This window comes from Streptomyces albospinus, assembly GCF_014648695.1.
In the GTDB taxonomy this organism is placed as follows: Bacteria; Actinomycetota; Actinomycetes; order Streptomycetales; family Streptomycetaceae; genus Streptomyces; species Streptomyces albospinus.
Genome location: NZ_BMRP01000001.1, coordinates 506,504 through 532,310, shown reverse-complemented (window position 1 = coordinate 532,310; position 25,807 = coordinate 506,504). Strand labels below are relative to the sequence as shown.

The window sequence follows — 25,807 nt, the reverse complement described above, 5'->3', positions numbered from 1 at the left end:
AATAGCACTATGCCCGAATATCTACCGTTCGGCGTCTTTGACCGCCCCCCGCCCCGGCTGCCATGGTCGATCGCGGCGGCCCCGCCGATGCGGTCCGGGCCGTCCACGACCCCGCGGGCCCACCCCTTCCGCCCGCCGGAGGTCGGGTCACCGGGGCCCACCCCGCGGCATCCCGCGGGAGGGCCCCGGTCCCGTCTCGGGGCGGCCCGCCCGGTCAGCGGTCGTTGACCCGCACCTCGAACCACGTCGTCTTGCCGCGCGGCAGCAGATCCACGCCCCAGCGGTCGGAGAGCTTGTCGACGAGGAAGAGGCCGCGACCGCTGGTGTCCATCGCCTGCACCGGCATCAGGCAGGGCAGGCCACGGGACGGATCGCGCACCTCGACGCGGATCCAGCCGCGCCGGCGGAGCATCCGCAGCCCGAACGTACGGGCACCGGTGTGCCGTACGGCGTTGCCGACCAACTCGGAGACCAGCAGCACCGCGTGCTCGGCGAGCTGCGGCGAGAGCTGCCACTGCCGCAGGAGCACCGCGGCGGTCAACCGCCGGGCGGTGCCGGCGGACTGGGGGCGCGACGGGAGTCTGACCTCGCCGAGGGTCGGGGCGCCGACCAGGTCGAGGGGCGCGGACACCGGACCGACGGAAGCCGGAGCCGCCTCCCGGTCCGCACCGGGAGCGCACCGACGCGCGGCGGCCGTACCACTCCCCGGCCGCGGCTGCTCCATTCCATCGAGGCCCGCCATGCCTCCATCATGGCCGCTGATCGGCACCTCGGGGGGCGGAACCGGCGTAATCAGTTGTCCGGAATCACCAGCTCCGCGCCCCCGACAGGACATATGCCAGCGGCAGTTAAGGTTCGGCGTCACCTCGCTGACCTGCACCGACCGCGCGCCCGCAGTGGATCGACGGGCCACGCCGACAAGGTTCTCTTAAGGTGCAACGAGATTTTCGGCAATTCGCCCACACGAGGCACCGCGTCCCGGACGAACCCCAGGCGTCCCGTCAACACCAGGCGCATCAGCGGAACTTGGCCTTGCCGGGACCCTCCTCGACGAAGCTGCGCATCCCGGTCTCCCGGTCCTCGGTCGCGAACAGCCCGGCGAACCAGTTGCGTTCGATCGTCAGCCCGGTGTCGATGTCCGTCTCCAGCCCGGCGTCGACGGACTCCTTGGCGGCCCGTAGGGCCAGCGCGGGGCCGGACGCCAGCCGGGCCGCCCAGGCGTGCGCCTGCGCATGGACCTCGGCGGCGGGCACCACGCGGTCCACCAGGCCGATGGCGAGCGCCTCTTCGGCCTTGACGTGACGGCCGGTGAAGATCAGGTCCTTGGCCTTGGACGGGCCCACCAGCCGGGCCAGCCGCTGGGTGCCGCCGGCGCCCGGGATCAGCCCGAGCAGGATCTCGGGCTGGCCCAGCCGGGCGTCGTCGGCGGCGATCCGGAAGTCGGCGCAGAGCGCCAACTCGCAGCCGCCGCCCAGCGCATAGCCGGTGATCGCGGCGACCACCGGCTTGGGGATCCGGGCCACGGCGGTGAACGCGTCCTGGAGCGCCTTCGAGCGGACGACCATGGCGGCGTGGTCCATGGCCTGCATTTCCTTGATGTCCGCGCCGGCCGCGAACACCTTCTCGCTGCCCCGGACGACGACGGCACGGATGTCGTCGCGGCGGCCGGCCTCCTCCGCCAGCTCGCGGAGCCGGTCCTGGGTGGCGATGTCCAGCGCGTTCATCGGCGGGCGGTCCAGGCGGATGGTGCCGACGCCGTCGGCGACCTCAAGATTCACAGTCATGCGGGCAGGTTAGTACGCGTTAACGCCGCCCGCCGCCCCGCATCCGGCCGGGCTACCCGCCGGCCCGCCACGTGTCCCAGGAGAGGTTCCAGTCGCCGAAGCCGTTGTCCGGCTGGATCGTTTCGTCGTGGGCGTTCTCGACGATGACGACATCGCCGATGATCGAGTTCTGGTAGAACCAGGCCGCCGGGGTGGAACCGTCGCCGCCGCCCCGGGCGTCGAACAGGCCGACGCAGCCGTGGCTGGCGTTGCGGGTGCCGAACGTGTCCCGGCCCGACCAGTAGTTGCCGTGGATGAAGGTCCCGGAGGTGCTCAGCCGCATCGCGTGCGGGACGTCCTTGATGTCGTACTCGCCGCCGAAGCCGACGGTGTCGCCGTTCATCCGCGTCACCAGATGCTTCTCGCTGATCACCATCTGACCGTTGTACGTCTCGGTGCCCGGCGCGCCGGCGGTGATCGGGACGGTCTTCAGCGTCTTCCCGTCGCGGACCACCGTCATCTGCTTCGAGCGGGCGTCGACGGTGCTGACCTGGCTGCGGCCGACGGTGAAGGAGACCTCTTTGGCCTGGGTGCCGTAGACGCCGGGGCGGCCCTCGACGCCGTTGAGGTCGAGCTTGAGGGTGACCTTGGTGCCGGGCGCCCAGTATTTCCGGGGGCGGAAGTCGAGCCGGTCGTTGCCGAACCAGTGGCCGGCGACCGGGACGGCCGGCCGGGCCGTGACCGTGATGGCCTTCTCGACGGCCGCGGGGTCGGTGATCCCCCGGGTGAAGTGGATCGAGACCGGCATCCCGACGCCGACCTGCTGGCCGTTCTCGGGGCTGTACTGGCCGATGAAGGTGTTCTTCGGGACGAGGGTGGTGAACGTGGCGTGCTCGGCGGCCTGGCGGCCCCGGGCGTCCACGGCGACCGCGTCGACGGTGTACTTCGTCGAGGCGCCGAGATGGCCGCTCGGCTCCCACAGGGCACCGGCGCCGGATATCTTCCCGTCGACCTCGTTGCCCTTGGCGTCCTTGACCTTGACGGACCGCAGCCGGCCCTTCTGGGCGGACACCTTCAGCGCGCCGCTGGTGGCGACGTCGTGCGCGCCGTCCCCGGGCGCGATCGTCACGGCGGCCTGCGAGGCGGCGGTGTCCGACCCCGCTTTGCCGGACGGTCTGCCGCCGCCCTCCTCCCCTCCCCCGCACGCGGTCACCAACAGCAGCATCGAACCGAGCAGCAGCCCGAGCGGGGCGCGCCCCCGGCGCGGCCACGGCCGCCGGCGGGCCGGCTCCCCCGATATCGGCTGGACGTTCACGACTGGCCCCTCTTCCCCTCGCACCGCCCGCGGACCACCGCGCGCCGGCCCCGAGGCCGCGCGCGTGCCGCTAGATAACCACACCGCACTGACACTCAACTCCCCCCGGACGTCACCGTTCAGTCCCAAGTGGGAGGGTGGGTGTTCGCTCGTGCGTACGAACGCGGGCGGGGGCTCGTTCAGTGGAGCGCGCTGCCCGCCTGCCAGGCCGGCCACGACATGTTCCAGCCGCCCAGGCCGTTGTCCGGGGCGACCGTGCGGTCCCGGGAGTTGAGGACCTCCACGGTGTCGCCGACGATCGAGTTCCGGTAGAGCCAGCCGGCCGGGGTGTTCGGGCCACCGCCCTTGACGTCCTTGAGCCCGACGCAGCCGTGGCTGGTGTTGGCACCGCCGAAGACCCGCGGCGGCGCCCAGTAGTTGCCGTGCAGGAAGGTCCCGGACCGGGTCAGCCGCATCGCGTGCGGCACGTCCGGGATGTCGTACTCGGCGCCGAAGCCGACGGTGTCGCCGTCCATCCGGGTCACCACCTGGCGCTCCAGGATCACCATCTTCCCGTTGTAGGTGGGGTTGTCGGCGTTGCCCGCGGTCACCGGCAGGGTCGCCAGCACCTGGCCCGAGCGGCGGACGGTCAGGGTGTGCCGGGCCGCGTCGATGACGCTGATCTGGTCCCGGTCGACCTGGTAGTGGAGGGTCTTGCGCTGGAGCCCGTAGGAGCCGGGGCCGGCCTTCACGTCGCGCAGCCGCAGCCGGACGGTGATCCGGGTGCCCGGCCGCCACCGGTGCCGGGGCCGGAAGTCCAGCCGCCGGCGGCCGAACCAGTGGGGGGCGACCTCGACGCCCGGCTCGGCGCTGACCGTGATGGCGCGCTCGACGGCCGCGCGGTCGACGACCGCGCGGTTGAAGGCCAGCGAGAAGATCAGGCCGGTGCCGACCGTGGTGCCGCTCTCGGGCGTGTAGTAGCCGATGAGGCGGTGCGGGGGCAGGAAGGTGGTGAAGGTGGTGTGGCGGGCCAGGCGGCGGCCGGCGGCGTCTCGCGCGACGGCGTCGACGGTGTACCGGGCCCCGAGTTCCAGGGAGTCCGCCGCCGGCCGCCAGATCGTCCCGTCCCGCGAGAAGCGGCCGGCCACGGATTCCCGGCCGTCGCTGCCGGTCCGGGTGACCTCCACCCGCTCCAGCCGCCCCTCCTGGACCCGGACCTCCATCCGCCCGTTGGCCCGTACGCCGCGCGCGCCGTCGCCCGGCAGGACCCGGATCGCCTCCTCCGGGGTGGCCGGCGGACTGCCGATCAGCGCGTCCGGACCGCCGCAGCCGGCCAGCGCCGCCCAGCCCGCGAGCGCGGCCAGCAGTGCGCGGGCGGCGCGCAGACGGGGCGCCCGCGGGGGCGCCCCGGAGGGCGCGCGGCGGACCGGCAGGCCCGGCACCGGGGCCGTCGTCCGGTCCGTCCGTCGGTCCCCCGTGTGGTCCCCTGCTCGGTCGTGCTGATGGCCGGTCATACGCCGGATTGTGACGGATGATGCGCGGGTTGGGCGGTATGCCACGATTCGGAATGTCATGGACGCGGCCCGCGGCGGGGCGGGGACGGCGCGCGGGCGGGCTGCGGGAGCGCCGGGCGTCCACGGCGGCCGGAAGCGTGAGGCAACGCCCGGTTGCGGGCAGAACAACGGGGAGCGACACCGAACAGCGCAGCACGACACCTCGCGACACAGCACGACGCAGCAGGCACCGCACGACGCAGCACGACAGTGCGGGCGGTGGGCCCGCGCGCGGCCGGGACTCCGCCAGCTGACGCTGGGAGGTGCCCCCAGGCTCGGGGCCGCCACCCGACCGAGCCCTGAGCCGCAGGAGGCCGGCAGTGTCCAGCGCACCCGAGCAGGAGGCGATGGCGGGGCAACCGCTCACCGCACCCGCGGACGTCCGCCCCGGCAGCCCGACGCCCCTCGGGGCCCGCTGCCGCACCGGGCCGGACGGCGTCGCGGGCACCAACTTCGCCCTGTGGGCGGGCGGTGCCGAGGCCGTCGAGCTCTGCCTCTTCGACGACGAGGGGCAGGAGACCCGCCATCCCCTCACCGAGCTGACCCACGAGATCTGGCACGGCTTCCTGCCCGGCGCCGGCCCCGGGCAGCGCTACGGCTACCGGGTGCACGGCCGCTGGGACCCCTGGACGGGCGCCCGCTGGAATCCGGCCAAGCTGCTGCTCGACCCGTACGCCCGCGCCGTGGACGGCGACTTCGGCACGTACACGGAAACGGGCCCCGGCGGCCCCGCGCTGCCCGCTCAGCTCTACGGGCACGCCCGGGACTGGCCGCAGCAGCAGTACGCCGACACCGTGCGCGACGACCGCGACTCGGCGCCGTACGTCCCCAAGGGAGTGGTGGTGACCGACGACGAGGGCGGCGACGCGTGGCGGGACGACCGGCGGCCCAAGACGCCCTGGCCGGATTCCGTCCTCTACGAGCTGCACGTCCGGGGCTTCACGATGCGCCACCCCGGTATACCGGAGGAGCTGCGCGGCACCTACGCGGGACTGGCGCACCCCGCCGCGCTGGACCATCTGACCCGGCTCGGCGTCACCGCCGTCGAGCTGCTGCCCGTCCACCAGTTCGCGCACGAGGACCATCTGGTGCGCCGGGGGCTGCGCAACTACTGGGGCTACAACTCCATCGGCTATTTCGCGCCGCACGCCCGGTACGCCGCCACCGGCACCCGGGGCCAGCAGGTCGGCGAGTTCCAGCGGATGGTGCGGGCGCTGCACGACGCCGGTATCGAGGTGATCCTGGACGTCGTCTACAACCACACCGCGGAGGCCGGTGAACTGGGCCCGACGCTCTCCCTCCGGGGCATCGACAACCGCGGCTACTACCGCCTCCAGGGCGACGCCCGCCGCTACGCCGACTACACCGGCTGCGGCAACACCCTGCACGTCGTCCAGCCCAACGTGCTGCGGCTGATCACCGATTCGCTGCGCTACTGGGTCACCGAGATGGGGGTGGACGGCTTCCGCTTCGACCTGGCGGCGGCGCTGGCGCGCTCCATGCACGACGTCGACATGCTCTCCCCGTTCCTCGCGGTGATCGCCCAGGACCCGGTACTGCGCCGGGTCAAGCTGATCGCCGAGCCCTGGGACGTGGGCTCCGGCGGCTATCAGGTCGGCGCCTTCCCACCCCTGTGGACGGAGTGGAACGACCGCTACCGCGACACCGTCCGCGACTTCTGGCGCGGCGGCACGCACGACGTCCGCGACCTGGGCTACCGGCTCTCCGGGTCGAGCGACCTGTACGCCTGGGGCGGCCGGCGCCCGTACGCCTCGGTCAACTTCATCACCGCGCACGACGGCTTCACCCTGCGCGACCTGGTCACCTACGAGCAGAAGCACAACGCGGACAACGGCGAGGACAACCGGGACGGCACCCACGACAACAGGTCCTGGAACTGCGGCGCCGAGGGCGAGACCGACGACCCGGGCATCACCGCACTGCGCCGCCGCCAGCTGCGCAACCTGCTCACCACCCTGCTGCTGTCGACCGGGGTCCCGATGCTGGTCGCCGGCGACGAGCTGGGCCGCACCCAGCACGGCAACAACAACGCCTACTGCCAGGACGGTCCCACCAGTTGGCTGGACTGGTCGCTCCTCGACGACCCCCACTGGCGCGCCCTCGCCGCCCTCACCGCCCGGCTGATCGCGCTGCGCCGCGCCCATCCGGTGCTCCGCCGCCGGGCGTTCTTCTCCGGCCGGCCGCAGCGGCACGGCGGGCTGCGCGATCTGGCCTGGTTCGGCGCGGACGGCACGGAGATGACCGAACCGGACTGGTACGCACCGGGCGCCACCCTGGCCATGTACCTGTCCGGCAACGACATCCCGCAGCGCGACGACCGCGGCGTCCGGGTCGTCGACGACAGTTTCCTGGCCGTGCTGCACGCCGGCGCGCAGCCGCGGGCGGTGACCCTGCCGGGGCCGCCGTGGGCGGGCGCGTACGAGCTGGTCGTGGACACCTCGGCCGACGGGGCGGACGCGGACACCGCGGACGGTCCGGGAGCCGGCGGGGCGCCTTCGGCCGTGCGGTACGCGGCGGGAGCCGAGGTGAGCGTGCCCGGGCGGACGGTGCTGCTGTTCCGGGTGGTGCCCGGATAGCGGAGACCCGCCGCCGGCTGCCGCACCACCGCATGCCGGAAAACCGCATGAGCGCTGTCAGTGCCTCGCCGTACGCTCGCGAGTGATGGCACTCACCGCGCACACGACGCCCCGGACCGACCCGGCCCACCCGGCCGCGCCGGCCCAACACTCCGCCGTGCGCTCGCTGTTGCGCCTGTGGCCGTTCGTGCGGCCGGTGCGGGCGCGGCTGTTCACCGCCGCGTTCGTGGCGGTGGTCGCGTCGTGCATCGGCGTGGTCATTCCGCTGGTCCTCAAGTGGCTGGTGGACGGGCCGGTGGCGGCCGGCGACACCGGAGGGGTGTGGTGGGGCGGCGGCTGCCTGCTGCTGCTCGGGCTTGCCGAGGCGGGCCTGTTCGGGCTGCGGCGGTGGCTGGTGGCGCGGCCGACGGCCGGGGTGGAGGCGGCGATGCGCGAGGCGCTGTACCACCGCGTGCAGCGGCTGCCGGTCGCCTTCCACGACCGCTGGGCATCGGGGCAGTTGCTCTCCCGGGCCACGACGGATCTTCAACTGCTGCGCCTGTTCCTGGTCTTCCCGCTGACGTTCCTTCTGGTCAACGGCGCGACGATCGTGGTGGGTTGTGCGATCCTGCTGGCCCAGCGCTGGTCGCTCGGGCTGGTGCTGCTGGCGCCGGTGCTGCCGCTGACGGTGATGTGCTCGGTCTTCCAGGCGAAGTACGCGCAGGTCGCGCGCCGGGCGCAGGACCAGCTGGGCGATCTGACGACGGTCGTCGAGGAGTCGGTCCTCGGCATCCGGATCATCAAGGGCTTCGGCCGGCACCGCAGCCAGGCCCGCGCCTTCAGGGAGCTGATCCGGTCGGTCCGGGCGACCGAGCTGCGCAAGGCCCGGCTGCTGTCCGTCGTCTGGGGCGCCAACACCCTCCTCCCGGAGCTCGCGGTGGGCACCGCGCTGGTGCTGGGGGCGGTCCAGGTCGCCGACGGCCGGTTGTCCGCGGGGACGCTCGTCGCCTTCCTGTCCACCGCGCTGGCGCTGCGCTGGCCGGTGGATTCGATCGGCTTCCTGCTGGCGATGAGCAGTGCGGCGGCGACGGCGGCCGACCGCTGTTTCGAGGTGCTGGACGCGCCCCTGGCGGACGACCCGGCGGCGCCGGACCGGGCCGCGGACGCCGGCGGCGGCCGGACCGGCGGTGCCCCGCCCGCGGGCGGCCTGGTCTTCGAAGGGGTCGGGTTCCGGTATCCGGACGCGCCGCCGGACACCCCCGCCACCCTCCGGGGTGTCGATCTGCACATCCGGCCCGGGGAGACGATGGCGCTGGTCGGGGCGACCGGCAGCGGGAAGACCACGCTGACGGCGCTGGTGCCGCGGCTGTACGACCCCACGGCGGGCCGGATCACCCTGGACGGCCGCGATCTGGCCACGCTCAGCCGGGACGAGGCGCGGGCGCTGGTGGCGGTGGCCTTCGAGGAGCCCACGCTGTTCTCGGCGACCGCGGCGGAGAACGTCCTGATGGGCGCGGCGGGCACCCCGGACGCGGACCGCGCGGCGGGCCGGAGCGGCAGGCAGGACGAGCGGGACCACCCCCGGGCTGCCCGGGACACGGAGGACGGCCGGGACACCGGGGACGGGCACGGCGACCGCGACGTCCTCGCCGACCGCACCGGCCTCGCCACCGCCCGCCAGGCGGACCAAGAAGCCGCGCTGCGGCGGGCGTTGGAGGTGGCGCAAGCCGACGGATTCGTGGCCGCGCTCCCCCAGGGCGCCGCGACCGAGGTCGGTGAGCAGGGGATGAGCCTGTCCGGTGGGCAGCGGCAGCGGCTGGCCCTGGCCCGCGCCGTGGTCGGCCGGCCGCGCTTCCTGGTCCTGGACGATCCGCTCTCCGCCCTCGACGTCCACACCGAAGCCCTGGTGGAGGCGGCGCTGCGGAACGTCCTGGCGACCACCACCGCGCTGGTCGTCGCGCACCGTCCGTCCACGGTCCTGCTCGCCGACCGGGTGGCGCTGCTGTCGGACGGCCGGATAGCCGCCGTGGGCACCCACCGCCAACTCCTGCGGGACAGCCCGGAGTACGCCGCGCTGATGTCCGGTGCGGCGGAGCCCGGCGACGGGGGTCCCGCCCATGGCAGCGGCCCGGACGCCGGAGCCGGCCGCGGCCCCGCCCGTACCACCGGCACCGGACCGCACGAGGGGGAGAGCGCCCGATGACGACCACGGCGACCGGCCTGCCGGCCGACGACCCGGACGGCTGCGGCGGGCGGCACGGCCGCCCCGCCCCCTCCGGGCAGCGGCGTCCCCCGGAGGCCGCCCCCGACGCCTTCGCGACGGACCTGCTGCCCACCCCCGAGGGCGCCTCGCGCGCGCTGCTGCGGTCCTTACTGGCGCCGCACCGCGGACGCATCCGTGCCGCCGCCTTCGTACTGCTGCTCCAGCAGGCCGCCGTGCAGGCCGGACCGCTGCTGGTCGCCTACGCCCTCGACCGCGCGGTGCCGGCGCTGCGGGCGGGCGACCGCGGCCCGCTGATCGCCGTGGCGGTGGCGGCGGCGCTGTGCGCCACGGCGGCCGGCGGCTTGCAGTGCGCCTTCGTCCGGCTCTCCGCCCGGGCCGGCCAGGACGTGCTGGTCGACCTGCGCGACCGGATCTTCCGGCACGCGCAGTCGCTGAGCCTGGACTTCCACGAGCGCTACACGTCCGGCCGGCTGATCTCCCGGGCCACCACCGACGTCGAGGCGCTGCGCGAACTCCTCGACGAGGGCCTCCAGGAGCTGGTCACGGTCGTCCTCTCGACGGTGTACATCACCGCGACCCTCCTCTGGCTGGACCCGGGGTTCGGTGCCGCCGCGCTGGTCTCCGCGGTGCCGCTGGCATTCCTCGTCCGCTCCTTCCAGCGCCGCTCGAAGCGGGTGTACGGGAAGCGGTCCACCGCCATCGCGGCCGTCATCGTGCGGTTCACGGAGACCGTCAACGGCATCCGCCCGGTGCAGGCGTTCCGCCGCGAGCGGGCGAACGACGCGGCCTTCGCCCGGCTGAACGCCCGTCATCTGCGGATCAACGGCGACGCGATCCTGGAGATGGCGCGCTATGTCGTCGGCTCCCGGGCGGTGGCCAACATCGCGGTCGCCGCGATCGTCCTGTGGGGCGCCTACCGCGTCGCCACCGGCGGTCTGGCCCTCGGTGTGCTGGCCGCCTCGGTGCTGTATCTGCGCCGGCTGTACGAACCCATCGACCGGCTCGGGATGTTCCTCAACGACTATCAGTCGGCGGCGGCTTCGCTGGAGAAGATCGCCGGGCTGCTCGCCCAGCGGCCGACCGTGCCCGAGCCCGCCGCCCCGCGCGCGCTGCCGGCCGCGGCGCCCGCCCGGCCCGGCCGTGAAGTGGCCTTCCGCGGCGTCCGGTTCGCATACCGGACCGGCGGTGAGGTGCTGCCGCGCTTCGACCTGGCGCTCGCGCCCGGCACGACCGTGGCGGTGGTCGGAGCCACCGGCGCCGGCAAGTCCACCCTGGCCAAGCTGCTGGCCCGCTTCCACGACCCCACCGAGGGCCGGGTCCTGCTGGACGGCGTCGACCTGCGCGAGCTGGCCGGCGCCGAGCTGCGCCGGGAGGTCGTCATGGTCACCCAGGAGGCGTTCCTGTTCTCCGGTACGGTCGCCGACAACATCACCATCGGCCGCCCGGACGCCACCCGCGCGGAGGTCGAGCGGGCCGCGAAGGCGATCGGCGCCCATGACTTCATCGCCGCCCTCCCGGACGGCTACGACACCGACGTCCGCAAGCGCGGCGGCCGGATCTCCGCGGGCCAGCGGCAGTTGGTCGGCTTCGCCCGCGCGCTGCTCGCCGACCCGGCCGTCCTCATCCTGGACGAGGCGACCAGCTCGCTGGACATCCCGGGCGAGCGGGCGGTGCAGCGCGCCATGGGCACGGTGCTGCGCGGCCGTACGGCCCTGGTGATCGCCCACCGGCTGTCGACGGTGGAGATCGCCGACCGGGTGCTGGTGATGGCCGACGGCCGGGTCGTCGAGGACGGCAGCCCGGCCGAACTGATCGCCGCCCGGGGCCGGTTCGCACAGCTGCACCGGGCGTGGCGGGAGAGTGTCGGATGACGCCCGACCACCGGAGTCCGGCGCGCTATCTGTGGTGGCTGGTGACCAGCCAGCGGCGGCGGGTCGCGGCGGGCTCGACGCTGGGGAGCCTGTCGATGGTGGGGCTGATGCTGCCACCGTATGTGCTCTCGCGCGCCGTTGACGAGGGGCTGGCTCCGCGCCACACGGGAGCGCTGCTCGGCTGGACGGCGGTGCTGCTGGCCATCGGGGTGTTCAACGCCTTCGTGGGGATCATGCGCCACCGCACGATGACCCGGATCCGGATGGACGCGTCGTTGCGCACGGTGCGGGTCGTCGTGGCGCACACCCTGCGGCTGGGCGCCGCGCTGCCCCGCGAGGTGACCGCCGGAGAGGTCGTCGCCATCGGGATCGGCGACGTCGCGGTGATCAGCCAGACGCTGACGATGACCGGGCCGGGGCTGGGCGCGGTGCTGGCGTATGCGGTGGTCGCCGCGCTCCTGCTGTCCGTCTCGCCGCTGCTGGCCGCGGTGCTGCTGCTCGGCGTGCCGCTGCTCGCGGTGCTGGTCGGGCCGCTGCTGGGCCGGCTCCAGGGCGTCGAGGCGCGCTACCGCGAGCGGGAGGGCGGGCTGGCGGCCCGGCTCACGGACCTGGTCGGCGGGCTGCGGGTGCTCAACGGGCTCGGCGGCAAGGAGGTGTTCGCCGACCGCTACCGGCGCGACGCACGGGCGCTGCGGGCCGAGGGCTATCGGGTCGGCGCGGTGACCAGCTGGGTCCAGGCGCTCGGGGTCGGCCTGCCGACGCTGTTCCTGGCCGCGGTGACCTGGCTCGCGGCCCGTATGGCGGCCCAGGGCACCCTGACCATCGGCGAGTTGGTGGCCGTCTACGGCTACACGGCGGCGCTGGTGGTGCCGGTGTCGTTCTTCATCGAGGGCGGCTACGACCTCGCCCGGGGCCTGGTGGCCGCCCGCCGGGTGGTCCGCTTCCTGGAGCTGGCGCCGGACGGCCGGGGCGGCGGTGCCGCAGCGGTCGGCGCGGGCGGCGGGCCGGCGGGCCGCGCGTACCGGGACCCGCCCGAAGTACCGTCCCTGCTGCGGGATCCGGCCTCCGGCGTCGTGGTGACGCCCGGGTCGCTCACCGCGCTGGCGAGCGCCCGCCCGGCCGAGTCGGCGGCGGTGGTCGACCGGCTCGGCGGCTTCGCGGATCCGGCGGCCACCTGGGGCGCCGTACGGCTGGACGAGATCGCCCCGGCGCGGCTGCGGGACCGCGTGCTGGTCGCGGACAACGAGGCGGACCTGTTCGCGGGCACCCTGCGCGAGGTGATATCCGGCCGCCGGGACCGCGACCAGGAGGCGATCGACCGGGCCGTCGAGGCGGCGCTGGCCGGGGACATCGTCCGCGGGCTGCCGGACGGGCTCGACTCCCCGGTGGCGGCGCAGGGCCGCGACCTCTCTGGCGGCCAGCGGCAGCGGCTGCGCCTGGTACGGGCGTTGCTGGCCGACCCGGAGGTCCTGCTCGCGGTCGAACCGACCTCGGCGGTCGACGCGCACACCGAGGCGGCCGTCGCGACCCGGCTGCACGCCGCCCGCGCGGGCCGCCGGACGACCGTGGTCACCACCACCTCACCGCTGCTGCTCGACCGGGCGGACACGGTGTACTACCTGGTCGGCGGGCGGGTCGCAGCAGCGGGCAGCCATCGCGAACTGCTCGACGGGCAGCCGGGATACCGGCGCCTGGTGTCGCGCGGGGAGGACGAGGCGACCGGGCCGGACGGAGTCGTACCCGCCGACGGCCGCCCCCCGCCCCACGGCAGCGCACCCGCACCCGCACCCGCACCCGCACCCGCACCCCAGGAGGCCCGATGACCGCCGCCGAGGGCGAGCGGGCCTCGCGGTCCGTACGAGCCGGGCGAGCCGGGCGAGCCGGACGGCCGTCGCGCGGGCACGGCGAGGAGGCGCCGCCGCCCGGTGCGCTGCCGGTGGCCGGTCCGGCCGCCACCCGCCGCGCCGCCGCCCGGCTGGTCCGCCGGGACGGCCGCGCCTTCCCGCTGATCCTCGCGCTGAACGGGCTCGCCGCCGGCGCCGGCCTGATCGCCCCCTGGCTGCTCGGCCGGATCGTCGACACGGTGCGGGCCGGCGGCGGGGTGGCCGCGGTGGACCGGATGGCGCTGGTCATCCTCGGGTGCGCGGTGGCGCAGCTGCTGCTGTTCCGCTGCGCCCGGTACGCGGGGCACCGGTTCGGCGAGCGGACGGTGCTGCGGGTCCGGGAGGAGTTCGTCGAGCGGGCGCTGGCGCTGCCGGCGGCGGCCGTGGAGCGGGCCGGTGCGGGCGATCTGACGACGCGCGGTACGACCGATGTCACCTCCGTCGCACGGACGTTGCGGGATGCCGCGCCGGAGGTGCTGATCGCGGCGGTGCAGGTGCTGTTCGTGCTCGGGGCGGTGCTGGTCCTCGATCCCCTGCTGGGGGCGTGCGGTGCGGCGCTGCTGGGCGCGCTGTTCGCCACCCGGTGGTATCTGCGCCGGGCGCGCGCCGCGTATCTGGCGGAGGGAGCGGCCAGTTCGGCGCTCGCCGAGCTGCTCGCGGCCACCGCGACGGGCGCCCGGACGGTCGAGGCGCTGAGCCTCCAGGAGGCCCGGCACGCCGCCTCCGAGGCGGCGATCGCCCGCTTCCGCCGTACCCGTCTCCGCACCCTGTTCCTGCGCAGCGTGTTCTTCCCCGCGGTGGACGTCTCGTATGTGCTCCCGGTGGTGGCGGTGCTGCTGGTCGGCGGGGCGCTGCACGGGCGGGGCGCGATGAGCCTGGGGGTGGTGGTCTCCGCGGCGATGTATCTGCGGCAGCTGTCGGGGCCGCTGGACACGATCCTGCTCTGGGTCGAGCAACTCCAGTCCAGCACCGCCGCGTTCGCCCGCGTGGAGGGCCTGGGCAGCGCGCCGCGCCCCCCGGAGCCGGCCCTCGCCTCCCCCGTCCCGGCGGACGACCGCATCGACGTCACCGGCGTCCACTACGCCTACGGGACCGCGCCGGGGGCCGGGGGCACGACCGGGCCGGCGGCGGGCTCCGGCGGCGGGGCCGGGGGCGCTCCCGCCCCCGCCGATGTGCTGCGGGGCGTCACCCTCACCGTCCGCCCCGGCGAGCGGATCGCCGTGGTCGGTCCGTCCGGCGCCGGGAAGTCCACCCTGGGGCGGCTGCTCGCCGGTGTCGACGCGCCGCGCCGGGGCTCCGTGACCGTCGGCGGGGTGCCGGTCGCCGGGCTGGATCCCGAGGTGCTGCGCCGCCAGGTCGTCCTGGTCACCCAGGAGCACCATGTCTTCCTGGGCACCGTCCGGGACAATCTGCGGATCGCCGCGCCGGATGCCGCGGACGGCGCGCTGCGCGCCGCGCTGGCCGCGGTGGGGGCCGACTGGGCTGCCGAGCTGCCGGACGGCCTGGACACCGAGCTGGGCGCGGGCGGCTACCGCCCGGACGGCTCGCAGTCCCAGCAACTGGCCCTGGCGCGCGTGGTGCTGGCCGATCCGCACACGCTGATCCTGGACGAGGCGACGGCGCTGCTGGATCCGCGTACCGCCCGCCATACGGAGCGCGCGCTGGCCGCCGTCCTCAAGGGCCGTACGGTCATCGCCATCGCGCACCGTCTGCACACCGCGCACGACGCGGACCGGGTGGCGGTGATGGAGGCCGGCCGGCTGACCGAACTGGGCCCCCATGACGAGCTGGTGGCGGCCGGCGGCGCCTATGCGGCCCTGTGGCACTCCTGGCACGGCGACCACTCCCGGCACGGCGACCGGCACCGCCCGTGACGTGCACCGGTCCGCGGGGCCGGCTGCGCGGACCGGCGGTTGCCGTGGCCGGAACGTCCGGCTTCCGGACACCGATTTCGCCCAACGGACGTTTTCCGGCCAATTAGTTGAACGGCACCTGACAATCACACGGTGGCGGTGGGACTCTTCCCGGCAACCACCGCACGGGATCCCCCACATCGCCATCCCGGGCGGTCGCCTCGTTCGCACCACCCGCTCGTTCCCCCCACACGCTCCACGAGTTCTGCCTCGCTCTGCCCGGACGGCCCTCGCCGCCCGGTCCCCCTCAGCCGCCGCCCCCTTGGGTCCGGTGGCCCCGCAGAAGGAGTCAGTGTGAGACGCACCCCCCATGCCTTGACCCCCCGCAGACGCACCACCGCCGCCGGCGCGCTCGTGGCGGCCACCGCGCTGCTGGCCGTCGGCGCACAGGCCGGCACCGGAGCGGCGGCCCAGCCCGGCGCCGCGGCACGTACGGGCACCGTGCACGCCACGCCGTTCGCCGGTGCGTTGCCGGCCAAGCTCTCCCCGTCCCAGCGTGCGGAGCTGATACGGAAGGCCACCGCCACCACCGCGGCCACCGCCCGGCAACTGCGGCTCGGCGCCCAGGAGAAGCTGGTCGTCAAGGACGTCGAGAAGGATGCCGACGGCACCCTGCACACCCGCTACGAGCGCACCTACCAGGGCCTGCCGGTCCTCGGCGGCGACCTCGTGGTGCACCAGACCAGGAGCGGTGCGCTCAAGGGCGTCACCAAGGCCGTCCGCGCGCAGCTCACGCTCGCGGGCACCACCGCCAAGGTGGCTCCGGCCGCCGCCGAGGCAACGGCCGTCAAGGCGGCGCAGGCCCGCGGTTCGAAGAAGACGGCGGCGGCCAAGGCTCCGCGCAAGGTGGTCTGGGCGGCCGACGGCACCCCGCGGCTGGCGTACGAGACGGTGGTCGGCGGCCTCCAGGACGACGGCACCCCCAACCAGCTGCACGTCGTCACCGACGCCGACTCCGGCAAGAGGCTCTTCCAGTACCAGGGCATCGAGAACGGCGTCGGCAACAGCGAGTACAGCGGCCAGGTCACCATCGGGACCTCGGGCTCGGCGCCGAACTTCACGATGACCGACCCCACCCGCGGCAGCCACAAGACCTACGACCTCAACCACGGCTCGTCCGGGACCGGTTCGCTCTTCACCAACTCCACCGACACCTGGGGCGACGGCACCGCGCAGAACGCCGAGACCGCCGGGGTCGACGCCGCCTACGGCGCCCAGGAGACCTGGGACTACTACAAGAACGTGCACGGCCGCACCGGCATCCGGGGCGACGGCGTCGGCGCCTACTCCCGCGTCCACTACGGCGACAGCTACGTCAACGCCTTCTGGGACGACGGCTGCTTCTGCATGACGTACGGCGACGGCCAGGGCAACCAGAAGCCGCTGACCGCACTGGACGTGGCCGGCCACGAGATGACGCACGGCGTCACCGCGGCTACCGCGGCCCTGAACTACAGCGGCGAGTCCGGCGGTCTCAACGAGGCGACCTCCGACATCTTCGGCACCGCCGTCGAGTTCTACGCCAACAACCCGGCCAACCCCGGCAACTACCTCATCGGCGAGAAGATCGACATCAACGGCGACGGCACCCCGCTGCGCTACATGGACAAGCCGTCCAAGGACGGCTCCTCGGCCGACTACTGGTCGAGCGACGTCGGCAACCTCGACGTCCACTACTCCTCCGGCGTCGCCAACCACTACTTCTACCTGCTGTCCGAGGGCAGCGGTCCGAAGGACATCAACGGCGTCCACTACGACAGCCCGACCTACGACAACCTGCCGGTACCGGGCATCGGCCGGGCCAACGCGGAGCAGGTGTGGTTCAAGGCGCTCAGCCAGTACATGAACGCCAACACCGACTACGCGGGCGCCCGCACCGCCACCCTCCAGGCCGCGGCCGACCTCTTCGGCCAGGGCAGCGCCACGTACAACACGGTCGCCGACACCTGGGCGGCGGTCAACGTCGGCTCCCGCGTCTCGGGCGGCGGCGGCACGGTCTTCCAGAGCACCACCAAGGTGGCGATCCCGGACGCGGGCCCGGCGGTCACCTCGCCGATCTCCGTCAACCGCAGCGGCAACGCCCCGAGCGCCCTGAAGGTAGGGGTGGACATCACCCACTCCTACCGCGGCGACCTGGTCATCGACCTGATCGCCCCGGACGGCACGGCCTACCGGCTGAAGAACGCAAGCTCCCGGGACTCGGCCGCCGACGTGAAGGCGACCTACACCGTCAACGCCTCCGCGAAGCCGGCGAGCGGCACCTGGAAGCTGCGGGTCCGGGACGTCTACTCCGGCGACACCGGCACCCTCAACGGCTGGAAGCTGACGTTCTGACGGTGCGTGGCCATCTGACCGCCACCTGTATGTGACATAGGCGGCACGGCACTTCACACATTCCGGCAACTCGCCCTCTATGCGGGCAAATTGGGCGCCGTTCCCGGCCCTCCGGGGGCGGCGCCCCACTCCGTTATGCGGACGGCGCATACCTCTCTACGGACGAGTTTCGGACAACCTCTTAACGGCCTCCTGACATGCACGCGTTCAGCTGGCAGTCTTCCGGACGCATGCATCGCTTTGCACCCCCACCGTTTGGCAAAGTTGAAGGAGCACGCGTGACCCCCCGCATATCCCGTAAGACCCGTGTGGCCGGAACCGCTTTCGCCGCGGCGGCCCTGCTCGCCGCCGGCATCACCGCCGGTACCGCCGGCGCCTCCCCTGCCCCCACCGCCGCCGCCCAGGGCGGCTCCCCGCTCAAGCTGAGCGCCTCGCACCGCGCGGAACTGCTCCGCGACGCCGGTGCCGCCCGCGCGCAGACCGCGAAGGCACTCGGCCTCGGCTCGCAGGAGAAGCTGGTCGTCAGGGACGTCATCAAGGACGCCGACGGCACCACGCACACCCGCTACGACCGCACCTACGCCGGACTGCCGGTCCTGGGCGGCGACTTGGTGGTGCACACCGCCAAGGGCGGCGCGATCAAGAGCACCACCAAGGCGTCCCGGTCCGCCATCGCGGTGGCCTCCACCACGGCGAAGATCGCCCCGAAGACGGCCGCGCTCGCCGCCGAGTCGACCGCCACCCAGTCCATCGGCGCCAAGAAGGCCGACGCGCAGACGCCGCGCAAGGTGATCTGGGCCGCCAAGGGCACCCCGGTGCTGGCGTACGAGACCGTGGTCGGCGGCCTCCAGAAGGACGGCACCCCCAACCAGCTCCACGTCATCACCGACGCCAACACCGGCAAGAAGCTCTTCCAGTACCAGGGCATCGAGAACGGCGTCGGCAACAGCGAGTACGCCGGCAAGGTCGACGTCGCCAGCAAGAAGGGCGGCAACGGCTACGAGCTGACCGACGACAGCCGCGGCGGCCACCAGACGTTCGACCTGGGCGGCAGCGAGAGCGGCAACGGCAAGCTCTTCACCAACTCCACCGACACGTGGGGCGACGGCAAGCCGGACAACCCGCAGACCGCCGCCGTCGACGCCGCCTACGGCGCCCAGGAGACCTGGGACTACTACAAGAACGTGCACGGCCGCAGCGGCATCAAGGGCGACGGCAAGGGCGCGACCTCCCGGGTCCACTACGGCCAGAACTACGTCAACGCCTTCTGGGACGACGGCTGCTTCTGCATGACGTACGGCGACGGCCAGGGCAACAAGAAGCCGCTGACCGCACTGGACGTGGCCGGCCACGAGATGTCGCACGGCGTCACCGCGGCCACCGCGAAGCTGGAGTACAGCGGCGAGTCCGGCGGCCTGAACGAGGCCACCTCGGACATCTTCGGCGCCTCCGTCGCGTTCTACGCCAAGAACCCCGCCGAGCCGGGCAGCTACTTCATCGGCAAGAAGATCGACATCAACGGCGACGGCAAGCCGCTGCGCTACATGGACAAGCCCAGCAAGGACGGCCAGTCGCTGGACAACTGGAGCGCCGACGCCGGCAACGTCGACGTCCACTACTCCTCCGGCATCGCCAACCACTTCTTCTACCTGCTGTCCGAGGGCAGCGGCCCGAAGGACGCCAACGGCGACCACTACGACAGCCCGACCGCCGACGGCTCCAAGGTCACCGGCATCGGCCGCGATAAGGCCGAGAAGATCTGGTTCAAGGCGCTGACCACCTACATGACCTCGACCACCGACTACAAGGCCGCCCGCGAGGCGACCGTCAAGGCCGCCACCGACCTCTACGGCGCGAACAGCGCCGAGGTCAAGGGCGTCGAGTCGGCCTGGACCGGCGTCAACGTCAAGTGAGCCGAACAGGCTGAGCAAGCTGAGCAAACCAAGCAAACGAAGCGAAGCCGCCTGCTGATGTAACGTCAAATCAGGCCGCGTCACGGCCGGTTGGGTGTACTCCCGACCGTGCGCCGATCGCACCGGGGTGACCTCACCCCAAGAGCGGGGCGGTGTCCGGAAACACTTCCGGACACCGCCCCGCCCGCATGTCACCCCGCCGCTACCGCCCGGTCCGTCGATATGGCCGATTCCACCCCCTCACGCGCTCTTGTACGGACCCCTCCGCGGCGAGAGGCTGCGGTGGTGGCGCCGACGGGCCCCGGCGCGGCAACGGACTTCCGCACACCGCAACTCCGCTGTGATCAGACCGAGTTGAGGAGGCGAACGCCGACCGTGGCAGCACCGAGCCACCGCCGCCCGCCAGGGCGCCGGGCCCTGCCCGCCGGATCGCGGGGCGTGAGCGGTTACGTATCAGTAGTTCACGTTCCGGCTGATTTCCCGGCCACCGCGCGCGGGAAGGCTCACCGCGTACACCGTTCCTCGCACACGATCCGCAGGGCCCGATCCGGTCCGCCGTGCCATCCGCCAGCAGAGTGAAAGCGGACAGGAGCGCCCATGCCCGCACCCCGTCCTCCTACCGTGGAGCGGATACAAAGGACAAAACCCCACAAAGCATCACAAGCCCCAGGTGAGCCCATGATCGGTCGCATCCCTGTTCTGGACATCCGCCCGCAGATCGACTGCGGGCGTCGCCCGGCGAAGGCGGTGGTGGACGAGACCTTCGAGGTATCGGCCACCGTCTTCCGCGAAGGGCACGACGCGGTCGCCGCGAATGTGGTGCTGCGCAACCCCGCGGGCCGCTGCGGCCCCTGGACCCCGATGCGGGAGCGGGCACCGGGCACCGACCGGTGGACCGCCGAGGTCACGCCGGGGATCGAGGGGCGCTGGACGTTCACCGTGGAGGCGTGGTCCGACCCGGTCGCCACCTGGCGCAAGCACGCCGCGGTCAAGATCCCGGCCGGCATCGACACCGAGCTGGTGCTCGCCGAGGGCGCCGGGCTGCACGAACGGGCCGCCGCCGAGGTCCCCAAGAGCGACGGCCGGGAGTCCGTCCTCGCCGCCGTCGACGCGCTGCGCGACACCGGCCTGCCGGCCGCCACCCGGCTCGCCACCGCGCTCGCCCCGCAGGTCGTCGAGGCCCTGGACCGCCATCCGCTGCGCGAACTGCTCACCGTCTCCCGCCCGATGCCGCTCGTCGTCGAGCGCCGCAGAGCCCTGTACGGCTCCTGGTACGAGCTCTTCCCGCGCTCCGAGGGCGCCGTCGTCGGACCGGAGGGCACCGGCGTCGGCGGCACCCTGCGCACCGCCGCCGAGCGGCTGCCGGCGGTCGCCGCGATGGGCTTCGACGTGGTCTACCTCCCGCCGGTCCACCCCATCGGCACGTCCTTCCGCAAGGGCCCCAACAACGCGCTGTCCGCGGGCCCGGACGATGTCGGCTCCCCCTGGGCCATCGGCTCGCCGGCCGGCGGCCATGACGCGCTCCACCCCGACCTGGGCACCTTCGAGGACTTCGACCACTTCGTGACGGCCGCCCGCGACCTGCGGATGGAGGTGGCGCTGGACTTCGCCCTCCAGTGCTCCCCGGACCACCCCTGGGTCACCCTGCACCCCCAGTGGTTCCACCACCGCTCCGACGGCACCATCGCCTACGCGGAGAACCCGCCGAAGAAGTACCAGGACATCTACCCGATCGCCTTCGACGCCGACTTCCGCGGGCTGGTGCGCGAGACCGAGCGGCTGCTGCGCTTCTGGATGGCCAAGGGCGTCCGGATCTTCCGGGTGGACAATCCGCACACCAAGCCGGTGGCGTTCTGGGAGAAGGTCATCAGCGACATCAACCGCACCGACCCGGACGTGCTGTTCCTGGCCGAGGCGTTCACCCGCCCCGCGATGCTGCACACCCTCGCCCAGATCGGCTTCCACCAGTCGTACACCTACTTCACCTGGCGCAACACCAAGCAGGAGCTGACCGAGTACCTCACCGAGCTGAGCGGCGAGAGCGCCGGCTACCTGCGGCCCAACTTCTTCGTGAACACCCCCGACATCCTGAACGCCTACCTCCAGGAGGGCGGCCGGGCGGCCTTCGAGGTGCGCGCCGTACTGGCCGCCACCCTCTCCCCGACATGGGGCGTCTACGCGGGGTACGAGCTGTGCGAGGCGACCGCGCTGCGGCGCGGCAGCGAGGAGTACCTCGACTCCGAGAAGTACCAACTCAGGCCCCGCGACTGGGATACCGCCGCCCGCGAGGGGCGTACCATCGCCCCGCTCATCACCGCCCTCAACCGCGTCCGCCGCCGGCATCCCGCACTCCAGCAGCTGCGCAACCTGCACTTCCACCAGGTCGACAACGACGCCGTCATCGCCTACTCCAAGCGCGAGGGGCACGGCGAGGGAGCCGACACGGTGCTCACAGTGGTCAACCTCGACCCGCACCACACCCACGAGGCAACGGTGTCGTTGGACATGCCGGAACTCGGCCTCGGCCGGCACGATTCCTTCCCGGTGCGCGACGAGCTCACCGGCGACACCTACCACTGGGGCAGGGACAACTATGTGCGCCTGGAGCCCGGCAGCTCGGCCGCGCCCGCTCATGTGCTGTCACTGCGACCGTCCTCACCGATCGGAGGGTCACCCAATTGATCGTCAATGAGCCTGTTCCCGACACGTTCGAAGACACCCCGGAAAAGGACCGGGATCCCGGATGGTTCAAACGGGCCGTCTTCTACGAGGTCCTGGTGCGCTCGTTCCAGGACAGCAACGGCGACGGTATCGGGGACCTCAAAGGCATCACGGCCAAGCTGGACTATCTGCAATGGCTGGGGGTGGACTGTCTCTGGCTGCCGCCATTCTTCAAATCCCCGCTGCGGGACGGCGGCTACGACGTCTCCGACTACACCGCGGTACTCCCCGAATTCGGCGACCTGGCCGACTTCGTGGAATTCGTGGACGCCGCGCACCACCGCGGAATGCGGGTCATCATCGACATGGTGATGAACCACACCAGCGATCAGCACCCGTGGTTCCAGGAGTCCCGCACCGATCCGGAAGGCCCGTACGGCGACTACTACGTCTGGGCGGACGACGACAAGCAGTACGCCGACGCCCGGATCATCTTCGTCGACACCGAAGCCTCCAACTGGACCTTCGACCCGGTCCGCAAGCAGTACTACTGGCACCGGTTCTTCTCCCACCAGCCCGATCTCAACTACGAGAACCCGGCGGTCCAGGAGGAGATGATCTCCGCCCTGCGGTTCTGGCTCGACCTGGGGATCGACGGCTTCCGGCTGGACGCGGTGCCGTACCTCTACGCCGAGGAGGGCACCAACTGCGAGAACCTGCCCGCCTCGCACGCCTTCCTCAAGCGGGTCCGCGCGGAGATCGACGCGCACTACCCGGACACCGTGCTGCTGGCCGAGGCCAACCAGTGGCCGGAGGACGTCGTCGACTACTTCGGCGACTACGCGGTCGGCGGCGACGAATGCCATATGGCCTTTCACTTCCCGGTCATGCCGCGCATCTTCATGGCGGTACGCCGTGAATCCCGCTACCCGGTGTCGGAAATCCTCGCCAAGACCCCGGCGATCCCCTCCGGCTGCCAGTGGGGCGTCTTCCTGCGCAACCACGACGAGCTGACCCTCGAAATGGTCACGGACGAAGAGCGCGACTACATGTACGCGGAATACGCGAAGGACCCGCGTATGCGCGCCAACATCGGCATCCGCCGCCGGCTCGCCCCGCTGCTGGACAACGACCGCAACCAGATCGAGCTCTTCACCGCGCTGCTGCTCTCGCTGCCCGGCTCGCCGATCCTCTACTACGGCGACGAGATCGGGATGGGCGACAACATCTGGCTCGGCGACCGGGACGCGGTGCGCACGCCGATGCAGTGGACGCCGGACCGCAACGCCGGATTCTCCTCGTCCGACCCGGGCCGGCTGTTCCTGCCGACCATCATGGATCCCGTCTACGGCTACCAGGTCACCAACGTCGAGGCCGCGATGAGCTCGCCCTCGTCGCTGCTGCACTGGACCCGCCGGATGATCGAGATCCGCAAGCAGAACCCGGCGTTCGGGCTCGGCAGCTACACCGAACTGCCCTCCTCGAACCCCGCGGTGCTGGCGTTCCTGCGGGAGGCGCCGGGCAGCAACGGCGCGGACGACGACCTGGTCCTGTGCGTGCACAACTTCTCGCGCTTCGCGCAGCCGACGGAGCTGGACCTCCAGTCCTTCAGTGGCCGCCATCCGGTGGAACTCATCGGCGGCGTGCGCTTCCCCGCCATCGGCCAGCTGCCGTACCTGCTGACCCTCGCGGGCCACGGCTTCTACTGGTTCCGGCTGCGCAGAAACCCCGCCTAGGTCCTGTCGTCGAACTCCCGTCGTCCGCCCGAAGGGCGGGCCGGGAGCGCGACAACAGGCCCCGGGCCGCGCGCCCCACCGCGCACGGGCCCCGACACCTCGCCCGTACGCGACGTGCCGTCGCGTGCGGGCGTTTTCTGACCTTCCGGTCGGGCAACCTCCCTACTACCGCACGGGCCAGGAGGGCCATGGACGGTCCCCCCGGCCCGGGTGGGGGTCCCCCTGCTCGTCAGGGCTCGGGGACGGGAACCGCCGCGCAGCAAAGCGAACGCCGAGAAACGCCGAAAACGCGCGCGCGTACGGACGATCTCGCCCGACACGTCCCATACCGCCGCTCAGTGAAGGCCGCATTCCGGGACACTTTGCCCTGTCTGTCGTGTGCCCGGGGAAAGGACGCGACGCCATGTCGGACACCGCCTCGACCCGTGCCACCCGAAACATCCCTGACCGCCCGCTCGTCACCGCCCCCGACCTGCTCTCCTCACTGGCACCGCTGCTCGCCGAGTGGGTGCCCCGCCAGCGCTGGTTCGCCGGGAAGGGACGGCTGATCACCGGCTTCACGCTGGTCTCGGCGACCGAACTGCTGCCGTCCCACGGCGACGGCGGCGGCACACCGGGCCTGGTGCAGCTGCTGATCCGCGCCCAGCAGAGCGCCCCGCCCGGCCGCGCGCCGGCCGGCGGGGACTGCTACCAGCTGCTGCTGGGCACCCATCCCGCGCCGCCGCCGAAGCTGGCGCCCGCGGTGATCGGCCGCCCGGCCGGCGGCCCGCTGCGCGGCCGTACCGTCTACGACGCGCTGCTCGACAACCGGCTCTGCGGGCTGCTGCTGGAGCGGCTGCGGGTCCCCGGCCGGATCGGGGCGCTGCGCTTCTGCCGGGAACCGGACACCGAGATCCCCTCCGGGCTGTCCGCCCGGCCGATCGCCGTCGAGCAGTCCAACTCCTCCATCGTCTATGGAGATACGTTCATCCTGAAGGTCCTCCGGCGGATCGAGCCCGGTATCAATCCGGACCTGGAGCTGCCGCGCGCGCTGGCCGGCGCCAAGTGCGCCCGGGTCCCGGCCCCCGCCGCCTGGTTCGAGGCGGCGACGCCCGAGGAGAGCGGCGAGGCGACCACGCTGGGCGTCCTCCAGCCGTTCCTGCCCGGTTCGGCGGACGGCTGGCAGCTGGCCCTCAACGCGCTCGCGGTGCGCGCCGACTTCACCGGGTCGGCACGGGCCCTCGGCCATGCCACCGCCGAGGTGCACACCGCGCTCGCCCAGACCCTCCCCACCACCGAACTGCGCCGCCCGCAGCTGGATGTGATCGCCGCCCAGATGCACGAGCGGCTGGAGGCCACCGCGCGCGCCGTGCCGGTGCTCCAGCCCTACCGCGGACGGCTGCGCACCGCCTTCGACGCGCTCGCCGCGGTCGGCCACGACGGCCGCAGCTGGGCCGCCCAGCGCATCCACGGCGACCTCCACCTGGGCCAGACGCTGCGCTCGGCCGAGGGAGGCCACTGGTCGCTGATCGACTTCGAGGGCGAACCGGCCCGGCCGCTGGCCGAGCGGCGCCGCCCGCAGCCGGCCGTCCGCGATGTGGCGGCGATGCTCCGCTCCTTCGACTACGCGGCCCGCAGCGGACCGGCGGGCGGCGACCCCTGGGCGCTGGACTGGGCCCGCCGCACCCGCGCCGCCTACTGCCTGGGCTATGCGGAGGCCGGCGGCCTGGACCCGCGCTCCGCCCCGGAACTGATGCGCGCCTACGAGACGGACAAGGCCGTCTACGAGGTGCTGTACGAGGCGCGGCACCGGCCCGACTGGCTGTCCGTGCCGATGGCGGCGATCCGCAGGCTGGCGGCCTGCGGGGAGCCGGGCGCGGCCGGCTGACCCGCGCCCGTACGCCGGACCCGCCGCCCGCCCGCCAGGCACCGACCGAACCCCGCCCCTAGGAGGCCCTCTCGTGACCGCCCGCCCGTCACCCGCCACCACCGCCCCTGACGGACTCCCCCCGGGGCTCCGTCCGGGAGGCCCCCCGCCGCCGAGCCCCGCCGCCCGGTCCGCCGCCCGGTCCGCCACCCCGGCCGCCGCCCCGGCCGCCGGCGGGCG

At 73.2% G+C, this 25,807-nt stretch carries 14 protein-coding genes; 10 read left to right on the top strand and 4 right to left on the bottom strand.

Features of this window, described 5'->3' with window-relative positions; genetic code table 11:
* Positions 1-214 precede the first annotated feature (214 nt).
* The 4 genes from IEZ17_RS02290 to IEZ17_RS02275 form a co-directional block, all read right to left on the bottom strand.
* The gene (locus IEZ17_RS02290; RefSeq protein ID WP_189295753.1) at positions 215-742 is read right to left on the bottom strand and encodes an ATP-binding protein; all 528 of its coding nucleotides are present in this window, start codon (positions 740-742) and stop codon (positions 215-217) included.
* 274 nt (positions 743-1,016) lie between these two features.
* Positions 1,017-1,784 (bottom strand): enoyl-CoA hydratase/isomerase family protein, encoded by a 768-nt coding sequence (locus IEZ17_RS02285; protein ID WP_189295750.1) that lies wholly within the window; start codon positions 1,782-1,784, stop codon positions 1,017-1,019.
* 52 nt (positions 1,785-1,836) lie between these two features.
* Positions 1,837-3,078, bottom strand: a complete 1,242-nt coding sequence (locus tag IEZ17_RS02280; RefSeq protein WP_229851693.1) for a L,D-transpeptidase — start codon at positions 3,076-3,078, stop codon at positions 1,837-1,839.
* Positions 3,079-3,257: 179 nt separating this feature from the next.
* Complete coding sequence (locus tag IEZ17_RS02275) at positions 3,258-4,571, bottom strand: L,D-transpeptidase (protein WP_189295747.1); 1,314 nt, start codon at positions 4,569-4,571, stop codon at positions 3,258-3,260.
* Between the two features lie 386 nt (positions 4,572-4,957).
* On the opposite strand from IEZ17_RS02275, the gene glgX reads away from it, so the two are divergent.
* The 10 genes from glgX (at position 4,958) to IEZ17_RS02225 (ending at position 25,588) form a co-directional block, all read left to right on the top strand.
* Positions 4,958-7,207 (top strand): glycogen debranching protein GlgX, encoded by a 2,250-nt coding sequence (gene glgX, locus IEZ17_RS02270; RefSeq protein WP_189296211.1) that lies wholly within the window; start codon positions 4,958-4,960, stop codon positions 7,205-7,207.
* Between the two features lie 85 nt (positions 7,208-7,292).
* Positions 7,293-9,389, top strand: a complete 2,097-nt coding sequence (locus tag IEZ17_RS02265; protein ID WP_189295745.1) for an ABC transporter ATP-binding protein — start codon at positions 7,293-7,295, stop codon at positions 9,387-9,389.
* Positions 9,386-11,281, top strand: coding sequence for an ABC transporter ATP-binding protein (locus IEZ17_RS02260; RefSeq protein WP_189295743.1), 1,896 nt, complete (start codon positions 9,386-9,388; stop codon positions 11,279-11,281). Before IEZ17_RS02265 ends, IEZ17_RS02260 begins: the two co-directional genes overlap by 4 nt.
* On the top strand, positions 11,278-13,104 hold the full coding sequence (locus IEZ17_RS02255) for an ABC transporter transmembrane domain-containing protein (RefSeq protein ID WP_189295741.1): 1,827 nt from the start codon (positions 11,278-11,280) through the stop codon (positions 13,102-13,104). The genes IEZ17_RS02260 and IEZ17_RS02255 overlap by 4 nt, the downstream gene beginning before the upstream one ends.
* Complete coding sequence (locus tag IEZ17_RS02250) at positions 13,101-15,038, top strand: ABC transporter ATP-binding protein (RefSeq protein ID WP_189295739.1); 1,938 nt, start codon at positions 13,101-13,103, stop codon at positions 15,036-15,038. Before IEZ17_RS02255 ends, IEZ17_RS02250 begins: the two co-directional genes overlap by 4 nt.
* A gap of 333 nt (positions 15,039-15,371) precedes the next feature.
* The gene (locus tag IEZ17_RS02245; protein ID WP_229851690.1) at positions 15,372-17,411 is read left to right on the top strand and encodes a M4 family metallopeptidase; all 2,040 of its coding nucleotides are present in this window, start codon (positions 15,372-15,374) and stop codon (positions 17,409-17,411) included.
* A 278-nt stretch (positions 17,412-17,689) separates the two neighbouring features.
* Complete coding sequence (locus IEZ17_RS02240) at positions 17,690-19,324, top strand: M4 family metallopeptidase (RefSeq protein ID WP_189295737.1); 1,635 nt, start codon at positions 17,690-17,692, stop codon at positions 19,322-19,324.
* Between the two features lie 678 nt (positions 19,325-20,002).
* Complete coding sequence (locus IEZ17_RS02235; RefSeq protein WP_189295735.1) at positions 20,003-22,006, top strand: alpha-1,4-glucan--maltose-1-phosphate maltosyltransferase; 2,004 nt, start codon at positions 20,003-20,005, stop codon at positions 22,004-22,006.
* Positions 22,003-23,721, top strand: coding sequence for a maltose alpha-D-glucosyltransferase (gene treS, locus IEZ17_RS02230; RefSeq protein WP_189295732.1), 1,719 nt, complete (start codon positions 22,003-22,005; stop codon positions 23,719-23,721). The genes IEZ17_RS02235 and treS overlap by 4 nt, the downstream gene beginning before the upstream one ends.
* A gap of 403 nt (positions 23,722-24,124) precedes the next feature.
* The gene (locus IEZ17_RS02225; protein ID WP_189295730.1) at positions 24,125-25,588 is read left to right on the top strand and encodes a maltokinase N-terminal cap-like domain-containing protein; all 1,464 of its coding nucleotides are present in this window, start codon (positions 24,125-24,127) and stop codon (positions 25,586-25,588) included.
* Positions 25,589-25,807 lie beyond the last annotated feature (219 nt).

Excerpts from the sequence above, each read along its gene's own strand:
- IEZ17_RS02290 (WP_189295753.1), bottom strand. The coding sequence starts at position 742 with ATGGCGGGCCTCGATGGAATGGAGCAGCCGCGGCCGGGGAGTGGTACG.
- IEZ17_RS02285 (WP_189295750.1), bottom strand. The coding sequence starts at position 1,784 with ATGACTGTGAATCTTGAGGTCGCCGACGGCGTCGGCACCATCCGCCTG.
- IEZ17_RS02275 (WP_189295747.1), bottom strand. The coding sequence starts at position 4,571 with ATGACCGGCCATCAGCACGACCGAGCAGGGGACCACACGGGGGACCGA.
- glgX (WP_189296211.1), top strand. The coding sequence starts at position 4,958 with ATGGCGGGGCAACCGCTCACCGCACCCGCGGACGTCCGCCCCGGCAGC.
- IEZ17_RS02265 (WP_189295745.1), top strand. The coding sequence starts at position 7,293 with ATGGCACTCACCGCGCACACGACGCCCCGGACCGACCCGGCCCACCCG.
- IEZ17_RS02260 (WP_189295743.1), top strand. The coding sequence starts at position 9,386 with ATGACGACCACGGCGACCGGCCTGCCGGCCGACGACCCGGACGGCTGC.
- IEZ17_RS02255 (WP_189295741.1), top strand. The coding sequence starts at position 11,278 with ATGACGCCCGACCACCGGAGTCCGGCGCGCTATCTGTGGTGGCTGGTG.
- IEZ17_RS02250 (WP_189295739.1), top strand. The coding sequence starts at position 13,101 with ATGACCGCCGCCGAGGGCGAGCGGGCCTCGCGGTCCGTACGAGCCGGG.
- IEZ17_RS02235 (WP_189295735.1), top strand. The coding sequence starts at position 20,003 with ATGATCGGTCGCATCCCTGTTCTGGACATCCGCCCGCAGATCGACTGC.
- IEZ17_RS02225 (WP_189295730.1), top strand. The coding sequence starts at position 24,125 with ATGTCGGACACCGCCTCGACCCGTGCCACCCGAAACATCCCTGACCGC.